Source organism: Cesiribacter sp. SM1 (assembly GCF_020178975.1).
Classification (GTDB): Bacteria; Bacteroidota; Bacteroidia; order Cytophagales; family Cyclobacteriaceae; genus Cesiribacter.
In genome coordinates, this window is record NZ_JAHXBU010000089.1 from 342,117 (window position 1) to 364,493 (window position 22,377).

The window sequence follows — 22,377 nt, forward strand, 5'->3', positions numbered from 1 at the left end:
AATCAGGAAGTACAGCTTGTTTATTTACATATGCTTTTTGCGCTATACCTCATCTCTTTTACTACCACCAATAGAGATTCCAAGGCCACCATCGATCCTGATGGCTTCGCCAGTGATAAAGGAAGCTTTGTCTTCGCAAAGAAAAGTTACCAGCGCAGCCACCTCTGCAGCCTCCCCAATACGCTGGGTCAGGTGCATGTCTATACACTCCTGCATTACCTCGCCGGGGTCTGGCGACAGTGCGAAGGAATCCTGCAGCATGGGCGTATTGATGGTGCCAGGACAAACAGCCACACAGCGAATGTAGGGAGCATAATCGATGGCAATGCTGCGGGTTAAGCCAAGAATGGCAGTTTTAGCTGTTGTGTAGGCTGCTACCTTGCGCTGGCTTACAAAAGCCTGTACACTTGCCACATTGATGATCACTCCTTTTTTGTGTGGCTGCATAAGCGGTATGGCATGTTTCGCGCAGAGAAACATGCCCTTCAGATTAACATTAAAAACCAGGTCCCACTCCTCGGCAGAGGTTTCGGTAACAGAGCCGTAGCGTTGTATGCCGGCATTGTTCACCAGGTAATGTACTTCACCAAAAGTTACCTGAATGGCAGAAAAAGCCTGTTTTACACTTTCTTCTGCCGATACATTGCACTGCAGGTACAGCCACCTTTCGGCGGGAGAAAGAGGCCCTTCCTTGTCAACATCCAGCAATACCACGTTGGCACCTTCATCATGAAACATTTTGGCACAGGCAGCCCCAATGCCTTTTGCTCCACCGGTTATTACTGCTGTTTTATCTTTGAACTTCATAGAAAGTCTTTAAAAGTTGTATCTATACTTGTATCCTGTTCCTGCAGCCTAGCCCCTATCATGATCTTCCCCTCTGCCACTTCAATGCTGCTGACACCTGTATAATTATTTTGCACTTTTAAGAGGAAGGCGAGGTAACGGCGTGATACTGTTTCCCCTGCATCGATGTAAGCAAAGGTGCATTCACCAAATACCCGTGGAGCGGTTGCCAGTATTTCCCTGAAAGGCTTGTGAATACCTGCCGTGCCAAACTCAATGCCCCTGTAGCAGATCTGCTCGCCAGGCCAGTGCTGCCACAGGTGTATCCAGGGATAATCTTTGCGATTCCAGATATAACCAATCAGGGTTTGGTGGATGGGCGAAAAAGCGGTAACCCAGCCTATGGTGCTGGTTTTGTCCACTACAAAAGAATATACAGCATTATAAGTTTTATCTGGCCGCCTGAGATTAATCACAGATACCTCTTCAGTAATGCCCATAGGCCAGTCCATGCCATACAGGTTAGGCCCCTGGCTGAAGAACTGGTTGAAGCCAGTTTTTGCGTTACAATCCACTACCGTGGCAGCATTCAAAAAAGGACTGCTTAAGGTGGGGTGCTGCACCATGTTATAGACCCTACCCAAAGGATTGATGTTGGTGACTTTTTCCTCCACAGCAATAACTGCACTGTCGGCATCCAGCTGGAGGGTTCTGCTTAGCTGCAATCCCTCCAGGGGGGCCGTGGCTGTCATGTACAGCGCATCCCTTTGTTCGCTTTGTTCCTGCTGCCATAAGATATTTGCAAACTGTCCGTGGTTTGGCATTCCGGCCCTTTTTTCGCCCTCAGAGGGTTCTCCCCAACGGCCCAGGCATATAAAGTGCCCCTGGTAAGGCGCTCCTACCCTGTTGTTCTCGGGCATTTGCTCACTACTAAACTTAAAGCTTAACGGGTTAACGCCATTCTCCAGTAAATGAAAATCAGTAATAGCCCCACCCCATAAATCAAGGCTCAGGGAGGCAAGGCTGTTTTTCAGCGTTAACTCCTTACTAATCCCGGGGCTGGTCCTTTTTTTCATCCTGTGCTGGTTATCGAAAGCGCCAATAATTATCTAATACTTAATCCTGATAAACCTGGGCCGGAGGTGGTGGGGGTGTCTGTGGATGTCGTCAATGAAATCAAATGAGTTTACATTGTAGCTGATTAGCAGCTCCCCCGGCTCCGACAGGTGTGGGTGCGCCTTGGCATTATAGGTGTAAAAGTCTATGTCTTCGTAAATTTCGGGTGTTTCGTAAACTGCTTTGTAGGGCTGAAAAGGACCAACCGGCGAGCGTCCTACCTGTATGGCTACAGTTGGCGAATTGGTATCCAGCTGATAGGCGGCAATCACCCGGCCATCCTCCATAAAGCTCACGCTCATTTCGTTAGATACCCTGCTGGTAAGGGCAGCGGCGCTATGCACATCGGTATTCCAGTTACTGCCATCCCAGTAGCGCCACTGGCTAAAATCTTCGAAGGCTTTATCGGGTACACGGGCAACCAACAGTTCTTTGCTGGGGCCTCTTAGACCATATACATAAATAAAACCATCTGGCTTTGGAGCGCCCGCCCCTACAGTATTGGCCATTACACTAATACCGAAAACTACTTTACCCCTGCCCTTGCTGTCTTTGATAAATAATGGAGTATCCATCTGCCGCTGATTTTCGAAAGGCGGACGGCTGCCTTTTGGCAGTGCTATCAGTGATACACCTACATCTTCGAACGGGTACACACCACCCGGCACATTTTTTATTTTATAAGCGAAGATGTAAATGGTGCTGTCGGTGGCATGATTAAAAAAACCATCTCCCAGCCAGTAGTATTCATCTTCTGAGGTGCCGGGCATGGTAGGCTCAAACATAGAGATAGCTTCACCCTGCTCGCCTTTGCGCCAGCTGAACTTGATCTTGGAGGGGTCTGGTTCACCACCCTGCATATAGCCTACAGAGTTATGCACCATTTCCCAGTCGTCCTTCAGGGAATCATCTTCAATTTCACCAATGATAGTATCGCTGAACCAGAACATGGTTTCCGTATCGCCGGCTTTTCCGGGTGTTTCAACACCATTTAAGGCTACGGCATAAACACCATCGGCCCCCAGCCAGCCGGAGTTGTGCCGCAGCATTTCCTCCCATTGCGAAACAGAGCGGGCCTTTATCTGGTATTTTTCCTGCTGATCTGCAGTCTCCTTGTCCTCGACCCCAACCGCAGGACTACCTGCCGCAGATTCGCCTGCCGCAGATTCGCCTGCCGCAGAACTGCCATTATTATTGTTACAGCTTGCAAAGGCTATGAGCAGAGGCATAAATAAGAGCAAGAGAGTTCGCTGGCGATAGGGATAGGATATTTCTGTTTTCATGCTACATAAAGTTGAGGATGATAGAATAGCTTATTCCTCCCACTGATCGGTTCGGAAGGGCATGGCTGGCAAGCCTTCCTTATTGCCTAAGTTTGTAATGGGGTAGTTTGTAAAGGCATAGCGTACAGCCACAGGCTTTTTCACCTTATCTGAATGCAGCCATACCTGCTCCCCTACAATACATGCTTCTGCCGGGTAAAACACCCTGTCTTTACCGGCCAGGTAAAAGTGTTTAGGCGCCTGCTGATCTGTAGTAGTTAAGCCAGTGCCAATACTTTCCGGATCAAAAGCCACCCTGACAGTATTTCCCTTTACGGTATACTTGCTGTACCTGGGCCCCAGGTAAACAGCATTTTTTTGATTATAGGTATGGTGGAGGGCAAGCTTAGAAAGTCTGATGCCTACGTCTTTCTTATTTCGGGGGTGAATGTTATCTGCTTCGCCTATATCCATGGTCACAGCCATTCCTGTACCAGCTACCTGTTTCATTACCGCTTCCTGTGCTTCGCGCAGGCGGGCATAATAGGTGGCGGTTGAGTCGCTTTCTTCCCAGTTGTAGGGCGTCATCTGCACATAATAAAATGGAAGCTCGCCCTGGGCAAAGTCTTTCCGCCAGCCCCTGATGAGGGCTGCCTGCAGCCTGGTGTACATGCTGCCATCTTTCTTGTTGGCTTCGCCCTGATACCACAGAAAACCCCTGATTGAAAGATTCTTTAGCGGATAAATCATGGCATTGTACAGGAGCGCAGGGCGGGCCAGTACTTCAAACAGCTTTTCCAGGGTCTTGATGGAATCAAGGCTTTCCTTTGCCTGCGGGCTATTCTCGTAAGGGTCCAGGTAATGCTCCTTCACGAGCGGATCTGCCGCCAGGGCTTCCCGGCTGGTCCAGGCCTGGGCAGCAGAACCGCCAAAAGATGTAACCACCAGGCCCACGGGCAGCTGAAGCTTTTCCTGCAGCTCTCTTGCAAAGTAGTAGGCAACACCGCTTAGCTTACCGGCTGTTTGCGGCAAAACCACCTGCCAGTTTCCCTTTACCTCTTCAATTGGGGCTTTGGTGAACTTTTTCTCGATGTTGATGAAGCGGATAGCTGGATGATCTGCAGCAGCTATTTCTTTCTCGTAATCTACCACACCCTCCAGCCAGGGTGGGTTCGCCTTCATTTCCATATCCATGTTAGACTGCCCGCTGCAGAGCCAAACCTCGCCGATCAGTATATCTGTAAGGGTCATGGTATCCTCTGCATGGATAATGCTTAGACTGTGCGCTCTATAATTGCCCGGAGTAGCAGCAGGTACCGGGAGCTGGCCCTGCCATTTCCCGTTTGCATCGGTTTGCACAACAATGGCCTCTTTTTGCCAGTCGGCCAGCATGTGAATGCCTGTACCTGCAGGGGCTGTACCCCACAACTTCAGGGGCCTTGCCTGCTGCACTACCATATGGCTCTGCAATACATTGGCAAGTGTAAAACCGGGTGCATCCTGCTTAGCCTGTCGCAGAGAATCAGGCAGGCCATTGCCCGTTTGCTGACCTGTGGCTGCATGTAGCAGCATTAAGTTCAACAGGGTTAGGAAAAAGCCATTTAAGTATCTCATACCATACAATTGAAAATAGATGCTTTACTACTGGCTACCCCTCAAATCACGCCACCGTATCAGCCCCTTAGTTATCTAGCTTTACCCTGATAAAGCGTGGACGGTAGAGGTTGGGGTGATCTTCTATATCCTTGAAGAAATCAAAGGAATTGATGTTGTAGCTGATGAGAAGCTCTCCCGGCTTAGACAGGTTGTTATGCACCTTAGCATTATAGCTGATGAAGTCTTTGTCAACATCAACATCCTTGGAGGCATCCCACACAGGAATGATTGGGCCAAAAGGTCCGTGTGGAGACAAGCCCAGCCGCAGGCCCACAGTTCTGCCAATGCCATCTGTCTGAAACACCATGGCATACCTGCCATCCGGCAGCGGCGTTACACTCATTTCATTAGAAGCCCTATCGGCAATGGCTGCGGCTTTGTGCATATCCGGCTGCCAGCTGCTGCCATCCCAGAAGCGCCACTGGTCAAAACTTTCTATATTTTTAGGCTCTACCCTGGCCACCAGCACTTGTTTTGCTTTGCCACGAACCCCGTACACATACAAATAGCCATCAGGGTCTGGAGCGCCTGCTTCTTTGGTATTTACAAACAGGCCTGCACCAAAAGATCCTGTAGCATCTGGTGTATCGCCGGTAAAGTAGAATGGCGTATCAATCTGGCGCTGATTTTCGAAAGGAGGTTTGCTACCTGCGGGTATGATGATGAGGGTATTTCCTACCTCCTCAAATGCAAAAGTCTCGGCCTCGGTGTTGCGTATGCGGTAACCAAAAATATAAGTATCTCCATTTTTTGCCTTGTTCACAAAACCATCGCCCAGCCAGTAGTAGTCGCCCGGCTGTGAGTTGGGGGTATTGGGAATAAATATGGTTTTAGGTTTACCCGCCTCATCAGAAGCCCAGTGAAAGGAAATTTTATCTTCTGCTGCCTCAACACCCTTGAGCATGGCTACCGTATTGTTGATCATCTGGAAGTCAATCTCCTCCTCTCCCTGCTCGTTTTCCTCTATTTCGCCGATCAGGGTATCGCTAAAAAGCAGCATGGTCGCTGTATCTGCAGCAGCACCGGGAGCGTCTACACCACTAAGCGGGATAGCAAAAATACCATCGCCACCAAGCCAGCCCTTTTTTCTGTTGAATAACGACGTCCATTCAGGAGCTTCCTCGACTGTGAATTTCAGTTCTGTCAAAGAGGTATCTTTCTGCACCATGCCTGGCTGCTGGGTATCGTCAGCTGTTACTTCCGGCCCCGACGAGCAAGCGCTGAACGATGCCATCAGAACAGCTGTACTTAAGAGCAGAATGCCATTAGTTTTTTTCATGGCTACGTTTTTATTTGATTGAGAGGTGGTTAAGGAACATCGGCTAATTACAAGGCCCCCGGGGGCAGATCGGTGGTACCCCACTGCTTGTTAGGCTGCGGCCCCAGCCAAATTTCCAGGGTGCCGCCTTTGGCATACTCTTCGTGGGTAAACCAGAATTTATTCAGTTCTTTTCCGTTAAGGGTAGCGCGCTGAATGTAGCAGTTCTCCCTGCTGTTATCATGGGTTTTAATTTTAAACTGCTTTCCCTTATAGTACCTGGGATCGAGCTGAATGGTAACTTCATCGAAGATTGGGCTGGTAATATCGTATACCGGGGTTTTGGAAACATTGCCCTGCAGGTTAAACAGGCCAATGGCCATGAGGGCGCTCACACCTCCCATTTGTCCCTGGTCTTCGTCGTGCCCGCCATAACCCTGATCAGGTGTAGTACCCCCGTAGGCCTGCTCTTTTACCTTCCGTACCCAATACTGGGTAAGCCAGGGTTTGCCGGCATAGTTGAATACATGGGCATTGGAGCAACCAGGCTGGTTGGCATAGCTCACGTAGCCATCGTTGTAGGCAAATACAAAATCAGAAGGCTCGGCCTGCTCGAAGGCAAAATTCAGCATCGATGCAAGTGTATCGGCACTGCCAATGAGCCGGGCCAGCCCGCCAATATCGTGCGAGAGGCCCCAGGTGCCCTGCCAGGCATTGGCTTCTACCCAGCCCGCTCCACTTAACGGGTTGTCGTGCAGAAAATTACCATCTCTGCCTTTGGGGAACAGGAGCTTATGGTCGGGATTGTACAGGTTCTTCCAGCCGCCTGAGCGCCTGGTGAAGAACGCATAGTCTTTTTTATAACCCAGCTTATCCGCCATTTGGGCAATGGCATAATCCTGAAATGCCGCCTCTATGGTAATACCGGCATTGCCGGGCCAGTAGCCCTTCTCCGTATAAAATTCTATGTCTTTGCTATCGCCCAACATGCCCCCAGGCAGGTGGTTTTGTTTTACAATCTTGTAGGCCAGTTTTTTATCTACTTTTGTGAGCAGACCCTTTTGAAAGGTGCTGGCAATAAGGTTAGTGGCGGGACAGCTGGTCATGATGTAAGAGTAACCGCCACCGGCCGGGCCCCTGGGCAACAGGTACCCATTCTGGGCATACTGAATCATGGAGGCCGACATTTCGTCCTGCACTTCAGGCCAGGCCAGGCCCCAGAGCACGTTCAGGTTCCACTGCGAGAGCCACCAGGCATCTGAATTATACATATTGTACCTAAGGCTGCCATCTTTGTTTTTTGGCAGGGTTTTCACTTCGAAAGTAGCATCGGTAAAGTTTCCCTGCCTTGTGCCTTTGGTGCGGTCAGGGTAATCGCCGTTAATATCGTTGATCTTGTGCCGGCCCAGCAATACGTGCCAGAGATCAGTATAAAACTTAACCCGCTGATCGGTGGTGCCGCCGGTTACCGCCATTTTGCCCAGCCAGTCGTTCCAGATGGCTCTGCTGTCGGCTCTTACCCCATCAAAATCCCAGCTGTTACTTTCGGCAGCCAGGTTCTGACGAGCATTTTTGATACTGGTGTAGGAGATGCCTATTTTCATCTGCAGCTGCTCACCAGCCTCTACATCATAGAGGGCCGCTACGCCTGCACTATCGCCCTGCACCTGGGTGGCGTTTTCCAGGATGTTGCTACCCTTCCAGCCCTTTAGGGCATTGAATGGTTTATCAAACTGAACAACAAAGAACACTTTCACCTCTTTGGGGCCGCCCCAGTACCTGTCTATTGAACTAAAGGAACCTTCCAGTTCGGTATTGCTGATCTTCTTAACATCTGCGTTGGCCATGGTGCTGTTGCCCATATAGCCACCCAGGCTGGTGATGATCTGCGCTTCCATATCCTGGGTATAGGTAAACCTGTAGAAGCTTACCCGTTCGGTGGCCGTTAGCTCCACCCAGGTTTTGTAGTTGCGCAGAAAAACCCGGTGGTAGCCCGGCTGCACAATTTCATCGTCGTGGCTGAATTGTGATTTCCAGCCCTGCTCACCCTTTGTAGGGTTAACCTGCCGGGTGGTTGGCATAATCTCAATGCCCGACATCATCCAGTTATGGATCTGGCCAAAGCCCAGGATTTCTGTTTCATTATAATTATAGCCGCCGCCATTCTGGTTTTTATTGCGGGTGTGTGGTGCGGCACCTACCATGCCAAAAGGCCGGCCTCCGGTAATAAAAAAGAAATAACGGCCCCGGTTGGTTTCAATGTAAGGATCTACCAGGCTAACATAGTCAATGAACTGTTCGGCAGAAGGAAACACTTCTATTTCCGAGAAGCCCAGGTCCCTGCCTTTGCCGTCGGTAGTTACGAACTTTATCCAGCTTACTTTTTTTGGCGCAAAGCTCACTGCTTTAGCGGTACCGTCGTTGGGAATCTGGTTTACCCAGATCTCCGTACCGTCACTGAACTGCAGCCTGCCACCGGCAATATGGTCTTTGTAGGAGGGCCTGTCGTAGAGCACTACTTTGCTGACAGACTGCGGTTCTTCCCAGTCTAGCTGAATCCAGGGAAAACGCACATAGCCCCAGTCGGTGGTGTCTCCCTCCGATGCCCATTCTCCCACGCTATGCACGCCTATAATGCCATCTGTTACCTTATCTGCAGCATGTGCACTGTTTAGGGTAGTAGAAGCCGTTATATTTGCCTTTGGCGCTATATTATCGGGTCCGGCCAGTGTAATGAGAGGGAAAAGGCAAAGGGCAACACCAACCACAATTGCCCCTGCCTTCTTCCTTCTCTGCACTACTTGATCCTTAATTTCCATGTCTCCTGATAGATTTTCTCTACAAATAATCAATTTGCCAGCGGCAGCCGTTTGCCAGCGGCAGCCATTAGCGATGGCTCCAGCTCAATTCAATTTCCTCAAGGGTACGCTGCTTTGTTTCCGGTATCATTTTCCAGGTAAACAGGAGCAGGATAATAGCATTGACCATGAATATCCAGAAGGTAAAAGCACCGCCCACGCCCTCTAACAGCATAGGTGTTAGCTGGGTAATCAGTACCACTCCAATCCAGAGCACAACGGTGCAAAATGACATGGCAATGCCTCTGGTTTTGGTAGGAAAAATTTCGGAAATAATAACCCAGGGGATTGGCCCCAGCGAAGAAGCAAAGCAGGCAATAAAACCCAGAATAAAGATCAGCAGCCAGGGTCCTTCTGTGATGTTAAAGTAAAAACAGATGCCTACACTCAGCAGGCACAACACCATACCGCCAACACCCCACAGCAACAGGGCTCTCCTGCCGGCCTTATCAATAAGCCACAGAGCCACAAAAGTAAAAACAGTGTTAACCAAGCCTATAAATAGGGTTTGTGTAAAGGCTGACTCGGTTGCAAAACCAATACTTTTAAAAATTTCGGGAGCATAATAAATAATGGCATTGATGCCCGTAATTTGTGAAAACAGGGCCAGTACAACACCCACAATCAGTGCCACACGCAAACCGGGCTTGAATAATTCTCCTACAGTGCCTGTTTCCTGGGCTAAGGCTACTTTAATTTCCTGCATTACCTCCAGCGCCCGCTCCCGCCCATTTACCCTGGTGAGGGTATCCAGTGCCTCGGCTTCCCGCTTGTTCTTTACCAGCCAGCGGGGACTTTCAGGAACCAGGAAAAGCAGTACCAGGAATAGTACAGCAGGAAGTGTTTCGGAGCCCAGCATATAGCGCCAGCCCAGGTCCACATTCCAGGCCTCGCTGTTCTGGGTAGCTATTTGCATGTTGATGAAGTACACCAGGTTAATACCAATGACAATGGCCAGCTGATAAAGGCTCACCAGGGTGCCGCGGATATGGGCAGGGGCTATCTCTGAGATGTAAAGAGGAGAAAGCATGGAAGCTGCCCCTACACCCAGACCGCCTATAAATCTGGCGATGATAAAATGGGTAAGGTTATTGGGTATGGCAGAACCAATGGCCGATATAGCAAAAAGAACAGCTGTTATGAGCAGCACCTTCTTTCTGCCGATGCGGTCGCTTAGCAAGCCTGCAAACATGGCTCCCACCACGCAACCCCAAATGGCACTACTGGCTGCCCAGCCTACCATGGCTGCAGATAAATTAAACTTTATCTGCAGAAAGCCTATGGCCCCTGCTATTACGGCAGTGTCGTAGCCAAAAAGGAGTCCTCCGAGGGCAGCTACTATTGTTACCTTCAGCACAAAAGCAGTTGTAGATTCTTTTTTCCCAGCCCTGGGGGTAGTGGTTTGCGTTGGCATCATGGTATTTTCCGGTCTTTTAAATTCTGACATAAGCTTTTATGGTGGCGCAGCGGGCACCTTCTGCTTCGCCATATGGGCGAATGGTGTAGGCGCCTACAGCAGCAGGTACAATAAAAGTTTCTGCGTAATGAACAATGAATGGGGCAAAGGCACCGGTAGGGCTCTCCACAATGGCTTCACGCCCCTCTACCAGGTTCAGCACATTAACTATTCCGCGGGTGTGGTGGGGCACTTTGCCCGTAAACCAATGCCTGCGGGTTTCTATAAACTCCAGCTCATTGAGGCCGGTGCGTTCTTCCCGCCAGCCCTCGCCTTCTTGCAGCGGCTCCACCAGGTTCAGCGCATTTTTTTCTACCCAGGAGGCGGTGCGGTCCCACTGAATTACTTTTTCGCCATGCTCAATATTGATGGGCCGTGGCTGGCCATCCAGCCCCAGGCGGCCCCAGTCCCACAACTTAAAGGTGAAAATGTAAGGGGTGGCACTTATCTCCAGCACCATACTACCCGCTCCCGAACAATGTACGGTACCTGCCGGTATAGACACATGATCGTGTTTCTGCACCGGCCACTTTTTTACATGCTTTTCCGCATTAAAATCTTTCCCCGTCTGCTGAGCCTCCTTCAGTTCCCCGATCATGGCTTCGGGATTTACACCCTCCTGCAGGCCCAGGTATACGTAGGCGCCCTCGGCAACATCCAGCATATAGTAGCTTTCGTCCTGGGTGTAGTGCATGCCAAAAGCCTGTTGAATGTATTCTGTAGTAGGGTGCACCTGCAAACTAAGGTTGCCACCTTCCATGGTATCCAGAAAGTCGAAACGGATGGGAAATTCATCGCCAAAGCGTGCATGCACTTTAGGCCCCAGCAGATTGTCGGTTTGGTTAAACACCAGGTTGATGGCGGGTATTTCTACCTTCACATCCCCAAATCCTAACAAAAGGCTGTTTTCTTCGGGCACACAATCGAAGCACCAGGCAAAGTTGACTTCTGAACGGTCCAGATCGCATACCTCCTTCATCCACTGACCCCCCCATGGACCGGGATCAAAAAACGGCACTACCCTAAACGGACGGCTGGCAGCTAGTGCCAGCCCTTTAAGAATAGCTTCGCCCCTTACAAGTTTTGGGCTGTTGCTGGTGTTGGTATCCAGCACAAAATTCCATTTGTACATCAGCTCCTTTTTGAGGCGGTCGCAAACACGCCAGTCTACAAAGAAGCCTTGCTTATACTGGGCTGCAAAGCCATCGTCTTTGTTGGTTACACCAAGGTTGTTCACGCTGTTCCGGCGCATGCGCATCTGTATTTCCCAGCGTGCCATATCGGCATAAATCAGCAGATCGTAGTCTGGTAAAACCAGGCTTGCCCCGGGACCACACACCACTACTGTACCTTCATGAAGCTTATTTGCCTTTTGCCGCTGCTGCTGTACTTTTTCAGCATCCAGAAAATCCTCCATCTTCAGCCGGCTCAGGTACCCAAAGATCCGATCGTCGGTAACATCGGGATAAACCATGGCCCTGATTATATCTTCGCCTTTAAAAGCATCAGCAGAATTGATCCAGAGCTGGTGCTGCAGGCCTTTTTGCAGGCCGGAGGCTAATTCTGTGTTATCTACGCCCTGATAGCATTCAATCACAACTAACCTGATTCTCTTCTCTAATGCTTTTATCTCCTGGTTCAGCGCCTGGCAAATTGAACTCCAGCCTGTTACACAAGACCGGTTTTCTGCCTCCACCTGAACAAAAGGGTACTTATCGTAATTTGATCTGTTCAATGCCGTATCAGCTTAATTGTGAAACCATATAATCCATTCCCAGCAAGCCGGCATACTCCACCTGCTCTGCAGATACTATTTTGACTGAGCCTGCTGCAGGTGCCCAGGCATACTGGTCTACCATGTTTTGCAGGTAGGGCAAAATGCTCGCTTTCTTTTTCATGATGCCACCCCCAATGATGACCAGCTCCGGATCATAGGCATGTACCATGTTTACCACGCCTACGCCCCAGGCCCTGAGGCATTCCTCTACCAGCTGAACAGACAGCCTGTCGCCCCTTTCAGCTTCCTGAAAAAGATTTGCAAACTCAATGTTGCCTGCTTTGGATAAGCTACTCTCCCTAAAAAGCGGATGCATTTTTGCTTTTTCCGGCAGCGCCCAGGTAGAGGCTTCTGTTTCCAGACAGCCAAAAAAGCCGCAGTTACAGGGCCTTCCTTTAAGATTTACAGACATATGCCCGCCCAGATTGCCGGCCAGGAAATGAACGCCCCGCAACAACTTTCCTTCCAGCAGAACTGCACTGCCCACACCCGTTCCCAGCGTAAGCAGCACAATGTTTTTATGGCCTTTACCGGCCCCCTTTACCCATTCTCCAAGCAGTGCCGCTCTGGCATCATTTTCCAGTGCCAGGCTTGCATTCCACTCCTGTCTGGCCCATGCCCTGAAATCAAACGCATGGGCATTTCTGTACTTTACGTAGTGTGATAGCACCCGCCCCTGCTGGCTGTCTACAATACCGGGAAAGGTAAGGCCAATGCCTTTTACCTGCCCTTTTGTTAAGGAATGATCGGTCATCAAAGCCCTTGCGGCTTCGCTTATTCTGGCCAGGTTAACTTCTATACTTTCGTTGGCCAGTGCCTCCAGATTTGTGGCGGCCAGCAATTCGCCTGCCTTTAGTATGCCCAGTTTTATTCTGGTGCCGCCCAGGTCTGCTGCAATATTAATCATGCTTACTGATGTACCTGATTTTGCGATTTCTTAAGGAGTAGTCCATCACTCTTCGGTTAGTATGAATAAGTATGAACATAGGAACAAATGTCAAAGAGAGACTTAAAAATCCCCCTGGCATCTACCAGGGGGAAGATTAAACTCTTCAGAGGCCGATGCCCGGTATTACCTGGGTACTGCTCTGAACTTATAGATAAAGGTTTCTTCGGTTCCACCACCAAAATCAGAGAGATCTACTGTTTGCTGCAGCTCCATTGTGGTAGTAGTCAGGTTTACTATAGTGAAGGTATCCTCAATAGGTGTATCAGGAGTAAAGAGACCATAACCTTCACGGGTAAAGTACATTACATCATCTTCCTCAGTGATAGACCATTCATTATAAACATTAAAGCCATCAAACGCACAATCGCCTGTAGCTGTATCTTCACCAAAGTCTTCTTCGAAGCTACCATCTTCATTCAGCAGCCAGGAGTTATCTTTCTGACATTCCCGTATTGCTTCCTCGTCTTCATTCACATGATAAACAGAAGTAAGCTCCCAGCGTCTTCTAGGCAGGTTGTCAATGGGCGAAAGGGTAACCACCATGGTTAAAACAACTTCTTCAGATCCGCCATTGTCGGTTGTTCCTGTAAAAGTGAAGCCAACCAGCTGGTCAACATCCTCTACAGTGGGTGTGTAGGTAAAGGTATGAGCAAACTCATTTCCTGTAGCATTAACCGTAGTAGTGCCATTGGTACCAAAAGAGGGATCTACCGCATTGTTGCGGGTTTTGGTGATCACAAGATTTTCCAGCGTTGACGCAGATTCCATATTTACCGCTACCGTAACTTCAGTGCCAGACTCAACCGCTAATGAATACGCGCCATCGCCCTGGCTCTGCAGACCTGTGCCGGTGAGGGTCATGTCTATAGAATTATCAGGCGCAGGATCATCGTCGGAGCCACAGCCTGTATACAGCACTACTGCACCTAGTAATAAACTGTACTTAAAGAATCGATTGATTGTATTCATAATTATTAAATTGGATGATTTATTAGATTTTTGATTAGTAACCTGTATTCTGTGGCAGATTTGGGTTTACATTACGCTCACGCTGCGGAATTGGAAATATGTTATAAATACCGTCTACAGTAATCCCTTTGGCCTGCTGTACCTTTTCCTCCAACTCTCCCATTCGTACCAGGTCAAACCAGCGATGGCCTTCCGCCACAAACTCTTTTCTCCTTTCCTGCAGTACCGCTTCCCTGAAAGCCGCCCCATTGTTGATGTCTACATCTGGCAGGTTAGCCCGGTTTCTCACCATGTTGAGGTAGCGGTTTGCTTCTTCAAAATTATTTAGCGCTGCCTGTGCCTCTGCGTAAATCAGCAGTACATCTGAGTATCTGATTACCGGAAAATCGGCACTGGAACCTCCGGCGGTAGGATCTGCCTCGCTGTCCCAGAATTTCTGAATATGTACTTTGCTCAGATTAATAACATTCCCGTTATCGTCCAGCAGCTCTGTCATAAAGGTTACTGCTTTGCGCTCATCCTCATCAGAAAAAGAGTTGTAGAGATCCTGGGTTGCTACCTGCCAGCCGTGTGTGTTGTTTACATTGGCCCTGGCCCTGGTGAGTTCTGCCGGCAGCAGCCTTACATTAAACTGCCCTACTTCCCAGAATGAAATGGCTCCGCCCCCATCGCCAAAGCCAACAGAGAAAATAGCTTCTTTTCCGCCCCTGTTAGCAAGCTTATATACATCGGCAAAATCTTCCCAGAGGGAGTAAGTGCCTGAATTAATAACTTCCAGGGCTTTTGCCGATGCATTCTGGTAATCTTCTATGGTAAGATAAACCTTTGCCAACAGCGCCCTGGCGGCACCCTGGGTAGCCCGCCCCTCCTGTATATTACCATCTGCAGGCAGGGCTTCGGCATCAGTCAGGTCCTGAATAATCTGTGCATAAATGGCCTCTACTTCTGCTGCTTCGGGGTTCAGTGGGTTTACTTCATTCACCAGCAGGGGCACGCTGCCAAACATTCTTACCAGGTTAAAGTACATTAAGCCCCGCAGAAACTTAGCTTCATTCACAAGCCTGCTTTGCAGGGTTGGGTCCATTGAAATGGCCGGTATGCGCTCTATGGCAATGTTTGCCAGGTAAATTGTTTTGTAGTGCATCTGCCAGATCTCCAGCAGGCTTGCATTCTCTGAGTTGTATGCAAAGTTACTCAGCTCGTCATTCCAGAGCGTTCCCAGCTGGTTGTTAACCAATTCGTCTGAAGCCAGGCCAATGGTAACCCAAAAGGTACTGTGGTAAATGCCGGCTGTACTACCTGTAGAATAGGAGCCCAGATAGGCATAAATGGAGTTTACAGCTGCTTCGGCATCCTGAGCAGTGGTGTAAAAGTTACTTTGCGCCACCCTGTCCTGTGGGTTTTCTTCCAGAAAGTCCTCGCAGGAGGCGATGGAAAGGCTCAGGCATATCAGAAAGCAAACACTGAGCTTTGACCAGTTTATCGTGTAATGTATATTTTTCATGATCTGCATCTGCTCTTGTTAAAATCCCAGGTTAAGGCCCAGTAGATAGGTTTTTGCTTGTGGATAGTTACCATCATCTACCCCAACCAGATTGGTGGTATGGCCATAGGCATTGCCTTCAGGATCATAGCCACTGTAATCGGTGAGGGTCCATAGGTTTGTTGCGCTTGCATAAATCCGAAGGTTTGCCACCTTTATTTTCCCCAGAATGGAAGCAGGCAGGTTATAGCTTAGGGTTATATTTTTGAGGCGCAGATAGGAGGCATCTTCCACAAACCTTGATGAGAAAACATTGTCTGTTGCGGTTGCCAGCGCACGTGCATAGCGGTTGCTTGGATTTTCGGGAGTCCAGCGATTCAGACCCGCTTCTGCCAATACGTTTTGCTGTCCGTTTACATTTTCCAGGTTAATCAGGTTCATGTTAACCATTTCGTTGCCCTGTGAGCCCTGGAAGAAAAATGACAAGGTGAAGTTGCTGTATGATAGTTCGTTGTTCAGGCCCCAGGCAAAATCTGGTTGTGCCGAACCGATAATGGTTCTGTCGAAGTCATTGATCACGCCATCCGGTACTCCATCCGGTCCGCTGATATCCCTGTACCTGCGATCTCCGGCCTGGGGCTGCTGACCTACAATGGTAGGGCTCGCAGCTGCTTCATCGTTGCTCTGGAAAATGCCATCGAACACATAGCCGAAAAAGGTACCAATAGGCTCACCCTCTCTTAAAATATTACCACCAGCACCCATAAAGATATCGCCTTCACGGGCCAGGTTGGTTATTTTGTTTCTGTTCAGGGAGAAATTAAGAGCTGTGTTCCAGGATAGTTTACCATCTATGTTAACTGAGTTAATGGACAGATCGACACCTCTGTTTTCCACATTACCCACATTAAGCAGCGTGCTGCCAAAGCCACTGGTATAGGGTATTGGTGTTCCCAGCAGCAGGTCTACGGTGTTCTTATGGTATACTTCTGCAGTAATGCCCAACCTGCCTTTCAGCAAGGCTAAATCAATGCCTATGTTAGCCTGTTCTGTGGTTTCCCACTTCAGATCCAGGTTAGGAAACGAAGTAGGTTCTTTGCCCAGGAATACAACAGCTCCAGAACCTGTGTTGAATACCCCCTGACCAAATGGTGCCACCAGGGCAAGCGACTGATAAGGACCAATGGCCTGGTTACCCGTCCAGCCATAGCTGGCCCTAAGCTTCAGGTCATGAACAAAGTTTACATTGCTCATGAAGGGTTCTTCTGCAACTTTCCAGGCAATGGCACCGGAAGGAAAGTAACCGTACTTATTGCCCTCTGCAAATTTGGAGGAGCCATCTATGCGGCCGGAGAGTGTGATCAGGTACTTGTTCTTAAGCGAATAATTGATTCTGCCCAGGTAAGAAAGCATGCTCCACTCCAACTCACCGTTTCCGGGGTTCTGTGGGTTTTCTGCAGCGCCCAGGTTATGCCAGCCAGTTCTTGGATCAGAAAAGCCAAAGGCGTAGGCGCCAAGCGATTCATTTCTGAACTTCTGCAATTCTAAGCCGGCAAGCACATTTATTCTGTGCTCATCACTGATTTCTTTATCGTAGGTAAGGGTGTTGGTATTAAGCCAGGTGAGTGCCTCCAGGGTGGAAACACTGGCCTCTCCCTGGCTGCCCTCAGTTCTTTTAAGGCCATTGGGGCCAAAGGTGTTCGACTTGCTCGTTAAACCATCAATACCAAAACTGGAGCGAAGGGCCAGCCCTTTTATGATCTCGTACTGCGCCGACATATTGCCCAGTATCCTGGAAGTAGTGGTTACAGACTCATACTCCCTTGCCTCTGCTACTGGGTTTGCAATACCTGCTTTTAAAAGGTGCTCAAAAGTGTAGCCAAGCGGTTGGGTAGGATCGTAAACAGGGGCCATTGGGTTAAACTGAATGGCATTGGTGATAACACCTGGCACAATGGTACCTGGCCCTGTTAATACACCATTAGATGAGAGCCTGTTGTACGATAAATTACTGCCAATTGTAAAACGGTCGCTTATATCAGAATCCAGGTTTACCCTAAAGGAATAGCGGTTAAAGTCGGAGCCGATAACGATACCATCCTGGGTGAAATATCCACCGGAAACAGCATATTTTGTGTTTTCATTGCCACCTGTAAAAGATAGCTGGTAATTGGCAATAGGCGCAGTTTGGAAAAGCTCTTCCTGCCAGTCGGTTCCCTCGCCAAAGCGGTCTGGATTTACATAAACCGGTGCCCTGCCTGCGTTTACATTAGCCTCATTGATTAGATCGGCAAACTGTGCTGCATTCAACAGATCAAGCTTTTTGGCAACCTCCTGCACACCATAATAACTTTCAAAGTTCACGGTGCCTTTGCCTGCTTTCCCCCTTTTGGTGGTAATCAGGATTACACCATTGGCACCGCGGGAACCATAAATGGCAGTGGCAGAGGCATCTTTCAATACTTCTATCGATTCGATATCATTGGGGTTGATGGTAGAAAGGGCACCTATTCTTGGTCCGCGGCCGCCAATGGACATTTCGCCGCCATTGCTGTTTACCAGCATACCATCTATTACATACAGGGGCTCGCTGCTGGCATTAACCGAGCTTGTTCCCCTGATCCTGATGTTGGTTTCGCCGCCAGGAGCACCGGTGCTCTGTATTACCTGTACGCCTGCTGCCCTACCCTGCAGGGCCTGATCAAAGGAAGTAACGGGTACGGCCTTTAAATCTTCCGCTTTAACAGAAGCTACCGAGCCAGTCAGGTCAGACTTTTTAACAGAGCCATAACCGATCACAACTACCTCATCGAGTTGCTCCAGGTCTGGCGACAGAGCTATGTTGATGCTAGCCCTGGAGCCCACCTGTAACTCCTCCTGCAAATACCCGATGAACGAAAACACCAGTACTGCATCAGTACCAGACACTTCCAGCCTGTAATTGCCATTAACATCAGTAACAGTACCTATTGAAGTACCTTTTACAATGATGGCTGCTCCGGGCAATGACTCACCGGTTAATGCATCTGTTACTCTGCCGCTAATCTGCTGCTGGGCATAAACGCCTGGTAAAAGCCAGCAAAATAGTAGACCTATTAGTAGCAATCTTTTCATGTATATAGTATTAGAAACATTCCAGTGGTCTAAAGAAACTGTATAAGCTTGGCGCCAACGCAACCTTGAGTCCGTGCAGCACATGCTGAGGGATGCCACATCAAATCATATGTCCATACATATGAACAATCACAAGTTGAAAAAAAAACCTGAACTACAAAAGCATTCAATACTTTTTTTTCAAACGTTTGCGAGATTCCCACTGGTGTTGGAAGGGAAATAAATTCAGCAAGACAGGCTCCATTTTCTGTGTTGAACGAACTTCAGCGGGTTCGGGTGGGACATCAACGGGCAGATGAACATCCATCTGCTCAAGCGTGTATCGAGGAGTAGTGATTTATACTGGTTAAAGATTAGTCAGCAACTCCTGAAAAACAGACCCTACAAAAACACGGGTAGCCACATCTGCCTTTACTTCACTTGTTTCCCAGGCTTTGCCAGCATCACCCAAGCAACACCAGTACTGGGCCGGTTATGTATAGGTTGCTCCTGGCTGTCAGGAACATAAAAAAAGGTCATCTTTCCAAAACTAATGTTTCAGAAAGATGACCTTTGGTATCAGTACCTACAATGCAGGGCTGAATACTTTTTATTTAGTGAAGGCCTTCAATTTTTTGTTTATATGCAAAGGGATCCGGGGCTAGTAATTCAGCAGCTGAAGGTGTTGTTAGGTTGTTAGGTAATTTTCTACCGGCTGAAACATCGCAGTAACAGACTTCGCTACTGATAGAAAAGTTTGCAGTTCATGAATTGCCTTGATCAGGTTAGCTACTTCAAACTCATCTTTTGCCTGTAGTCACTAGCCTTTTTTAGGCAACTCAACAAAAAAAGTAGTTCCTTCACCCTCCCGGCTTTCAAACCAGATCCGCCCACTCAATTGTTCAACCATGGTTTTGACAATGTGCAGTCCCAAACCGGTTGGCTTTTCTCCCTGCAGGCCTTCTCTTCTGGCAGCGGTAAACTTTTGAAAAATCTTGGATTTTAAGCCTTCAGGTATCCCTATTCCATCATCCTTAACTGTAACCAGCACTGCTTGCCTTTGCTCCTGTATTCCCACTATTATAGTACCATTTCTTTTAGTAAACTTAAAAGCATTACTAAGCAGGTTTTCCAGTATCAGCTGTAACCTCACCTGATCAGATACAACAAAGATATGGTCTGCTGAAGCACATAGCTTAAACTCCTTTTGATCCTGATGCAGCAGTCTGTAAGCATAGAGCTGGCTTTCAACCAGTTCTACCAGATCAACCCGGCTTTTCTTTTTTACTGTGTGCTGGGCATCCCAGTAAACGCTTTCCAGCACTTCGTTTATCAGGTTAAGGGCGTTGCGGCACGTGTCACTGATGATGCGGAAAAGTGGTTCAAGATTCTTTAAATCTTCTGTACCAACACTTCTTTCCAGCAAACTACTTGCTGCTGAAATTGTACCTATCGGGGCACGAATATCGTGGCCTAAGATCTGCAGGGCAACATCTTTCTGTGCATGCGTGTTAGCCAGGAACAGTTCTGTTTCTTTTCTTTGCGTAATGTCTTCGGCAAAGCCGGCAATGCACCCCTGCAGTAAAGGATCTTCCTCCAACCGAAAGGCTTTTGTATGTATCCATTTTACAGGCTGATCAGGTAAATGCAGCCTGAAGTCTGCTGTAAGACACTCTTTTTTTCCCAGGAGTTTCAATTCGCTGCAGATGTATTCTCTGTCTTCAGCTAATATGCTATCCCACAGTACAGCAGGATCCTGTTCTATTCTAGAAAAGATGGTTCCCAGGAGTACAGGCGCATAATCACTTAAATAGTTGAATCGCTTTGCGGTGGGGTCATAGATATACAACAAGCAATTGGCTCTTGAAGCCAGCTGCCGGAATACTTTTTCGGTAATAATTTTAGGCCCGGAGCCAGCTCTAATCATGACAATGGGTAAAGAAGGGTGCTGAAAAAAAATAACTTGGGTTCCTCCATTGGCTGGTATAGCATTTATAAATCAGCAAAAGAGTATAAATCCTTCTGCTATCAGCCAAAGCCGAAAGCAGAAGGATTGTAAAGCAGTAGCTATAGGAGCGGGTACGGTAGTTTGTACTATGGAATTAGACGCTAAACAGGTCACTACTCCTTCAGTACTTTCACTACTTTTCTATCTGTAGTGCTGGTGTTTTCAATTGAAATAAAATATAGGCCGCTCTTTAATTCCAGGCTATTCCTCAGGTCTATTTCATGCACACTTTGCTCCTGAGATTCTCTTCTAAAGCGCTGCTTATAGAATTCCTTACCCAGTGCGTTATAAAGCCTCACAACATATTCCACTGACTCCCCTGATGGTATTACTACGTTGATGATATCATTGAAGGGGTTAGGGTATACCACGATTTCATTTGTTGCAAACCCGCTAGTTTCAGCGGCGGCATATTTGGCTGCAACATTTTCATCACCAACCTTGGCTACAGACAGCTGGTCGCTACCACTCGCAGGCAGCACCTCAAGTCCTGATATCTTTGGCCGGTCCACCCCGCCCTCGGCAGCTGCACCATTCAACAGGATGTTAAGCACCCCATCTGCTACTGTTGCTGTTATGATCTCGCTGGTAGCTGTGTTTGCTCCTGCCTTGGCTACAATGTCAAAGTTATCCAGCACCTTCAGACCTTCTATGCTTACATCAAACACCCGCTGCCCGGCAGCCGTCCAGTGGAACTCCGCAAAATGAAGCACCACCGTATACTGCCCGCTGCTCACCGGCAGCGAGTATTGAATGGTGCCGTTTTTACTTGAGGCGTAGCGCTCCGTCTGGTAGAGCAGGTCATCAGTAGTGCCGGCTATGGCAGCTGAATACTTATTGGCCACGTTTCCGCCGCTGTGATAAGCATCGGCATTGAACACACCTATTGAGGTACTGATGTCTCCTCCCCCTGAATTGATCCGGTAGGCTACCAGCGATGGGTCTGGATTCACCACCACGTTTACCTGATTAGGAGAACTCGTAGCACCTCCATCATCAGTAACTGTTAAGCTAAAGACATAGGTGCCTACCTGCAGGTTGCTTACTGTTGGTGAGGCTACCGATGCATTGCTGATGGTGGCAGTACTGGGGCCGCTTGCCTGGCTCCAGCTGTAGGCGGTGATGCTGCCATCATTATCAGTACCGGATCCATCAAGCACAACAGAGTTTGTAGGCAGGCTAATCTGCTTGTCCAGACCGGCATTGGCTACAGGTAGCTGGTTGCCACCACTCACAGGCAGCACCTCAAGTCCTGATATCTTTGGCCGGTCCACCCCGCCCTCGGCAGCTGCACCATTCAATAAGATGTTAAGCACCCCATCTGCTACTGTTGCTGTTATGATCTCGCTGGTAGCTGTGTTTGCTCCTGCCTTGGCTACAATGTCAAAGTTATCCAGCACCTTCAGACCTTCTATGCTTACATCAAACACCCGCTGCCCGGCAGCCGTCCAGTGGAACTCCGCAAAATGAAGCACCACCGTATACTGCCCGCTGCTCACCGGCAGCGAGTATTGAATGGTGCCGTTTTTACTTGAGGCGTAGCGCTCCGTCTGGTAGAGCAGGTCATCAGTAGTGCCGGCTATGGCAGCTGAATACTTATTGGCCACGTTTCCGCCGCTGTGATAAGCATCGGCATTGAACACACCTATTGAGGTACTGATGTCTCCTCCCCCTGAATTGATCCGGTAGGCTACCAGCGATGGGTC

The 22,377-nt window shown here is 48.7% G+C and carries 14 protein-coding genes; all 14 read right to left on the reverse strand.

Translation table 11 applies throughout. From position 1 onward, the window contains the following. Positions 1–42: 42 nt before the first annotated feature. Positions 43–807 (reverse strand): SDR family NAD(P)-dependent oxidoreductase, encoded by a 765-nt coding sequence (locus KWJ01_RS16460; protein ID WP_224997882.1) that lies wholly within the window; start codon positions 805–807, stop codon positions 43–45. Further along, positions 804–1,862 (reverse strand): hypothetical protein, encoded by a 1,059-nt coding sequence (locus tag KWJ01_RS16465; RefSeq protein WP_224997884.1) that lies wholly within the window; start codon positions 1,860–1,862, stop codon positions 804–806. Before KWJ01_RS16465 ends, KWJ01_RS16460 begins: the two co-directional genes overlap by 4 nt. A gap of 33 nt (positions 1,863–1,895) precedes the next feature. After that, positions 1,896–3,185 carry a DUF4185 domain-containing protein gene (locus KWJ01_RS16470; protein ID WP_224997886.1) on the reverse strand — a complete coding sequence of 430 codons (1,290 nt, stop codon included), beginning with the start codon at positions 3,183–3,185 and terminating at the stop codon, positions 1,896–1,898. Positions 3,186–3,215: 30 nt separating this feature from the next. Further along, a complete protein-coding gene (locus tag KWJ01_RS16475) occupies positions 3,216–4,778 on the reverse strand; it encodes a sialate O-acetylesterase (RefSeq protein WP_224997888.1) in 1,563 nt (520 codons plus the stop codon). A gap of 67 nt (positions 4,779–4,845) precedes the next feature. Continuing rightward, positions 4,846–6,099 (reverse strand): DUF4185 domain-containing protein, encoded by a 1,254-nt coding sequence (locus KWJ01_RS16480; protein ID WP_224997890.1) that lies wholly within the window; start codon positions 6,097–6,099, stop codon positions 4,846–4,848. Between the two features lie 47 nt (positions 6,100–6,146). Further along, positions 6,147–8,897, reverse strand: coding sequence for a GH92 family glycosyl hydrolase (locus tag KWJ01_RS16485; RefSeq protein WP_224997892.1), 2,751 nt, complete (start codon positions 8,895–8,897; stop codon positions 6,147–6,149). Positions 8,898–8,964: 67 nt separating this feature from the next. Beyond that, entirely contained in the window at positions 8,965–10,383 is a 1,419-nt protein-coding gene (locus KWJ01_RS16490; protein WP_224997894.1) for a sugar porter family MFS transporter, read from the reverse strand. Further along, positions 10,370–12,127, reverse strand: coding sequence for a class I mannose-6-phosphate isomerase (locus tag KWJ01_RS16495; RefSeq protein ID WP_224997895.1), 1,758 nt, complete (start codon positions 12,125–12,127; stop codon positions 10,370–10,372). The genes KWJ01_RS16490 and KWJ01_RS16495 overlap by 14 nt, the downstream gene beginning before the upstream one ends. Positions 12,128–12,134: 7 nt before the next feature. After that, positions 12,135–13,076, reverse strand: a complete 942-nt coding sequence (locus tag KWJ01_RS16500) for an ROK family protein (RefSeq protein ID WP_224997897.1) — start codon at positions 13,074–13,076, stop codon at positions 12,135–12,137. A 165-nt stretch (positions 13,077–13,241) separates the two neighbouring features. Beyond that, on the reverse strand, positions 13,242–14,087 hold the full coding sequence (locus tag KWJ01_RS16505; protein WP_224997899.1) for a lipocalin family protein: 846 nt from the start codon (positions 14,085–14,087) through the stop codon (positions 13,242–13,244). A 34-nt stretch (positions 14,088–14,121) separates the two neighbouring features. Beyond that, positions 14,122–15,591 (reverse strand): RagB/SusD family nutrient uptake outer membrane protein, encoded by a 1,470-nt coding sequence (locus tag KWJ01_RS16510; RefSeq protein ID WP_224997901.1) that lies wholly within the window; start codon positions 15,589–15,591, stop codon positions 14,122–14,124. 18 nt (positions 15,592–15,609) lie between these two features. Beyond that, positions 15,610–18,684 carry a TonB-dependent receptor gene (locus tag KWJ01_RS16515; protein ID WP_224997903.1) on the reverse strand — a complete coding sequence of 1,025 codons (3,075 nt, stop codon included), beginning with the start codon at positions 18,682–18,684 and terminating at the stop codon, positions 15,610–15,612. A gap of 799 nt (positions 18,685–19,483) precedes the next feature. Further along, on the reverse strand, positions 19,484–20,590 hold the full coding sequence (locus KWJ01_RS16520; RefSeq protein WP_224997905.1) for a sensor histidine kinase KdpD: 1,107 nt from the start codon (positions 20,588–20,590) through the stop codon (positions 19,484–19,486). Between the two features lie 194 nt (positions 20,591–20,784). Then, positions 20,785–22,377, reverse strand: a 1,593-nt coding sequence (locus KWJ01_RS16525; protein WP_224997906.1) for a malectin domain-containing carbohydrate-binding protein, incomplete at its 5' end; no start/stop codon positions are given.

Excerpts from the sequence above, each read along its gene's own strand:
- KWJ01_RS16460 (WP_224997882.1), bottom strand. The coding sequence starts at position 807 with ATGAAGTTCAAAGATAAAACAGCAGTAATAACCGGTGGAGCAAAAGGC.
- KWJ01_RS16465 (WP_224997884.1), bottom strand. The coding sequence starts at position 1,862 with ATGAAAAAAAGGACCAGCCCCGGGATTAGTAAGGAGTTAACGCTGAAA.
- KWJ01_RS16470 (WP_224997886.1), bottom strand. The coding sequence starts at position 3,185 with ATGAAAACAGAAATATCCTATCCCTATCGCCAGCGAACTCTCTTGCTC.
- KWJ01_RS16475 (WP_224997888.1), bottom strand. The coding sequence starts at position 4,778 with ATGAGATACTTAAATGGCTTTTTCCTAACCCTGTTGAACTTAATGCTG.
- KWJ01_RS16480 (WP_224997890.1), bottom strand. The coding sequence starts at position 6,099 with ATGAAAAAAACTAATGGCATTCTGCTCTTAAGTACAGCTGTTCTGATG.
- KWJ01_RS16485 (WP_224997892.1), bottom strand. The coding sequence starts at position 8,897 with ATGGAAATTAAGGATCAAGTAGTGCAGAGAAGGAAGAAGGCAGGGGCA.
- KWJ01_RS16490 (WP_224997894.1), bottom strand. The coding sequence starts at position 10,383 with ATGTCAGAATTTAAAAGACCGGAAAATACCATGATGCCAACGCAAACC.
- KWJ01_RS16500 (WP_224997897.1), bottom strand. The coding sequence starts at position 13,076 with ATGATTAATATTGCAGCAGACCTGGGCGGCACCAGAATAAAACTGGGC.
- KWJ01_RS16505 (WP_224997899.1), bottom strand. The coding sequence starts at position 14,087 with ATGAATACAATCAATCGATTCTTTAAGTACAGTTTATTACTAGGTGCA.
- KWJ01_RS16510 (WP_224997901.1), bottom strand. The coding sequence starts at position 15,591 with ATGAAAAATATACATTACACGATAAACTGGTCAAAGCTCAGTGTTTGC.
- KWJ01_RS16515 (WP_224997903.1), bottom strand. The coding sequence starts at position 18,684 with ATGAAAAGATTGCTACTAATAGGTCTACTATTTTGCTGGCTTTTACCA.
- KWJ01_RS16520 (WP_224997905.1), bottom strand. The coding sequence starts at position 20,590 with ATGATTAGAGCTGGCTCCGGGCCTAAAATTATTACCGAAAAAGTATTC.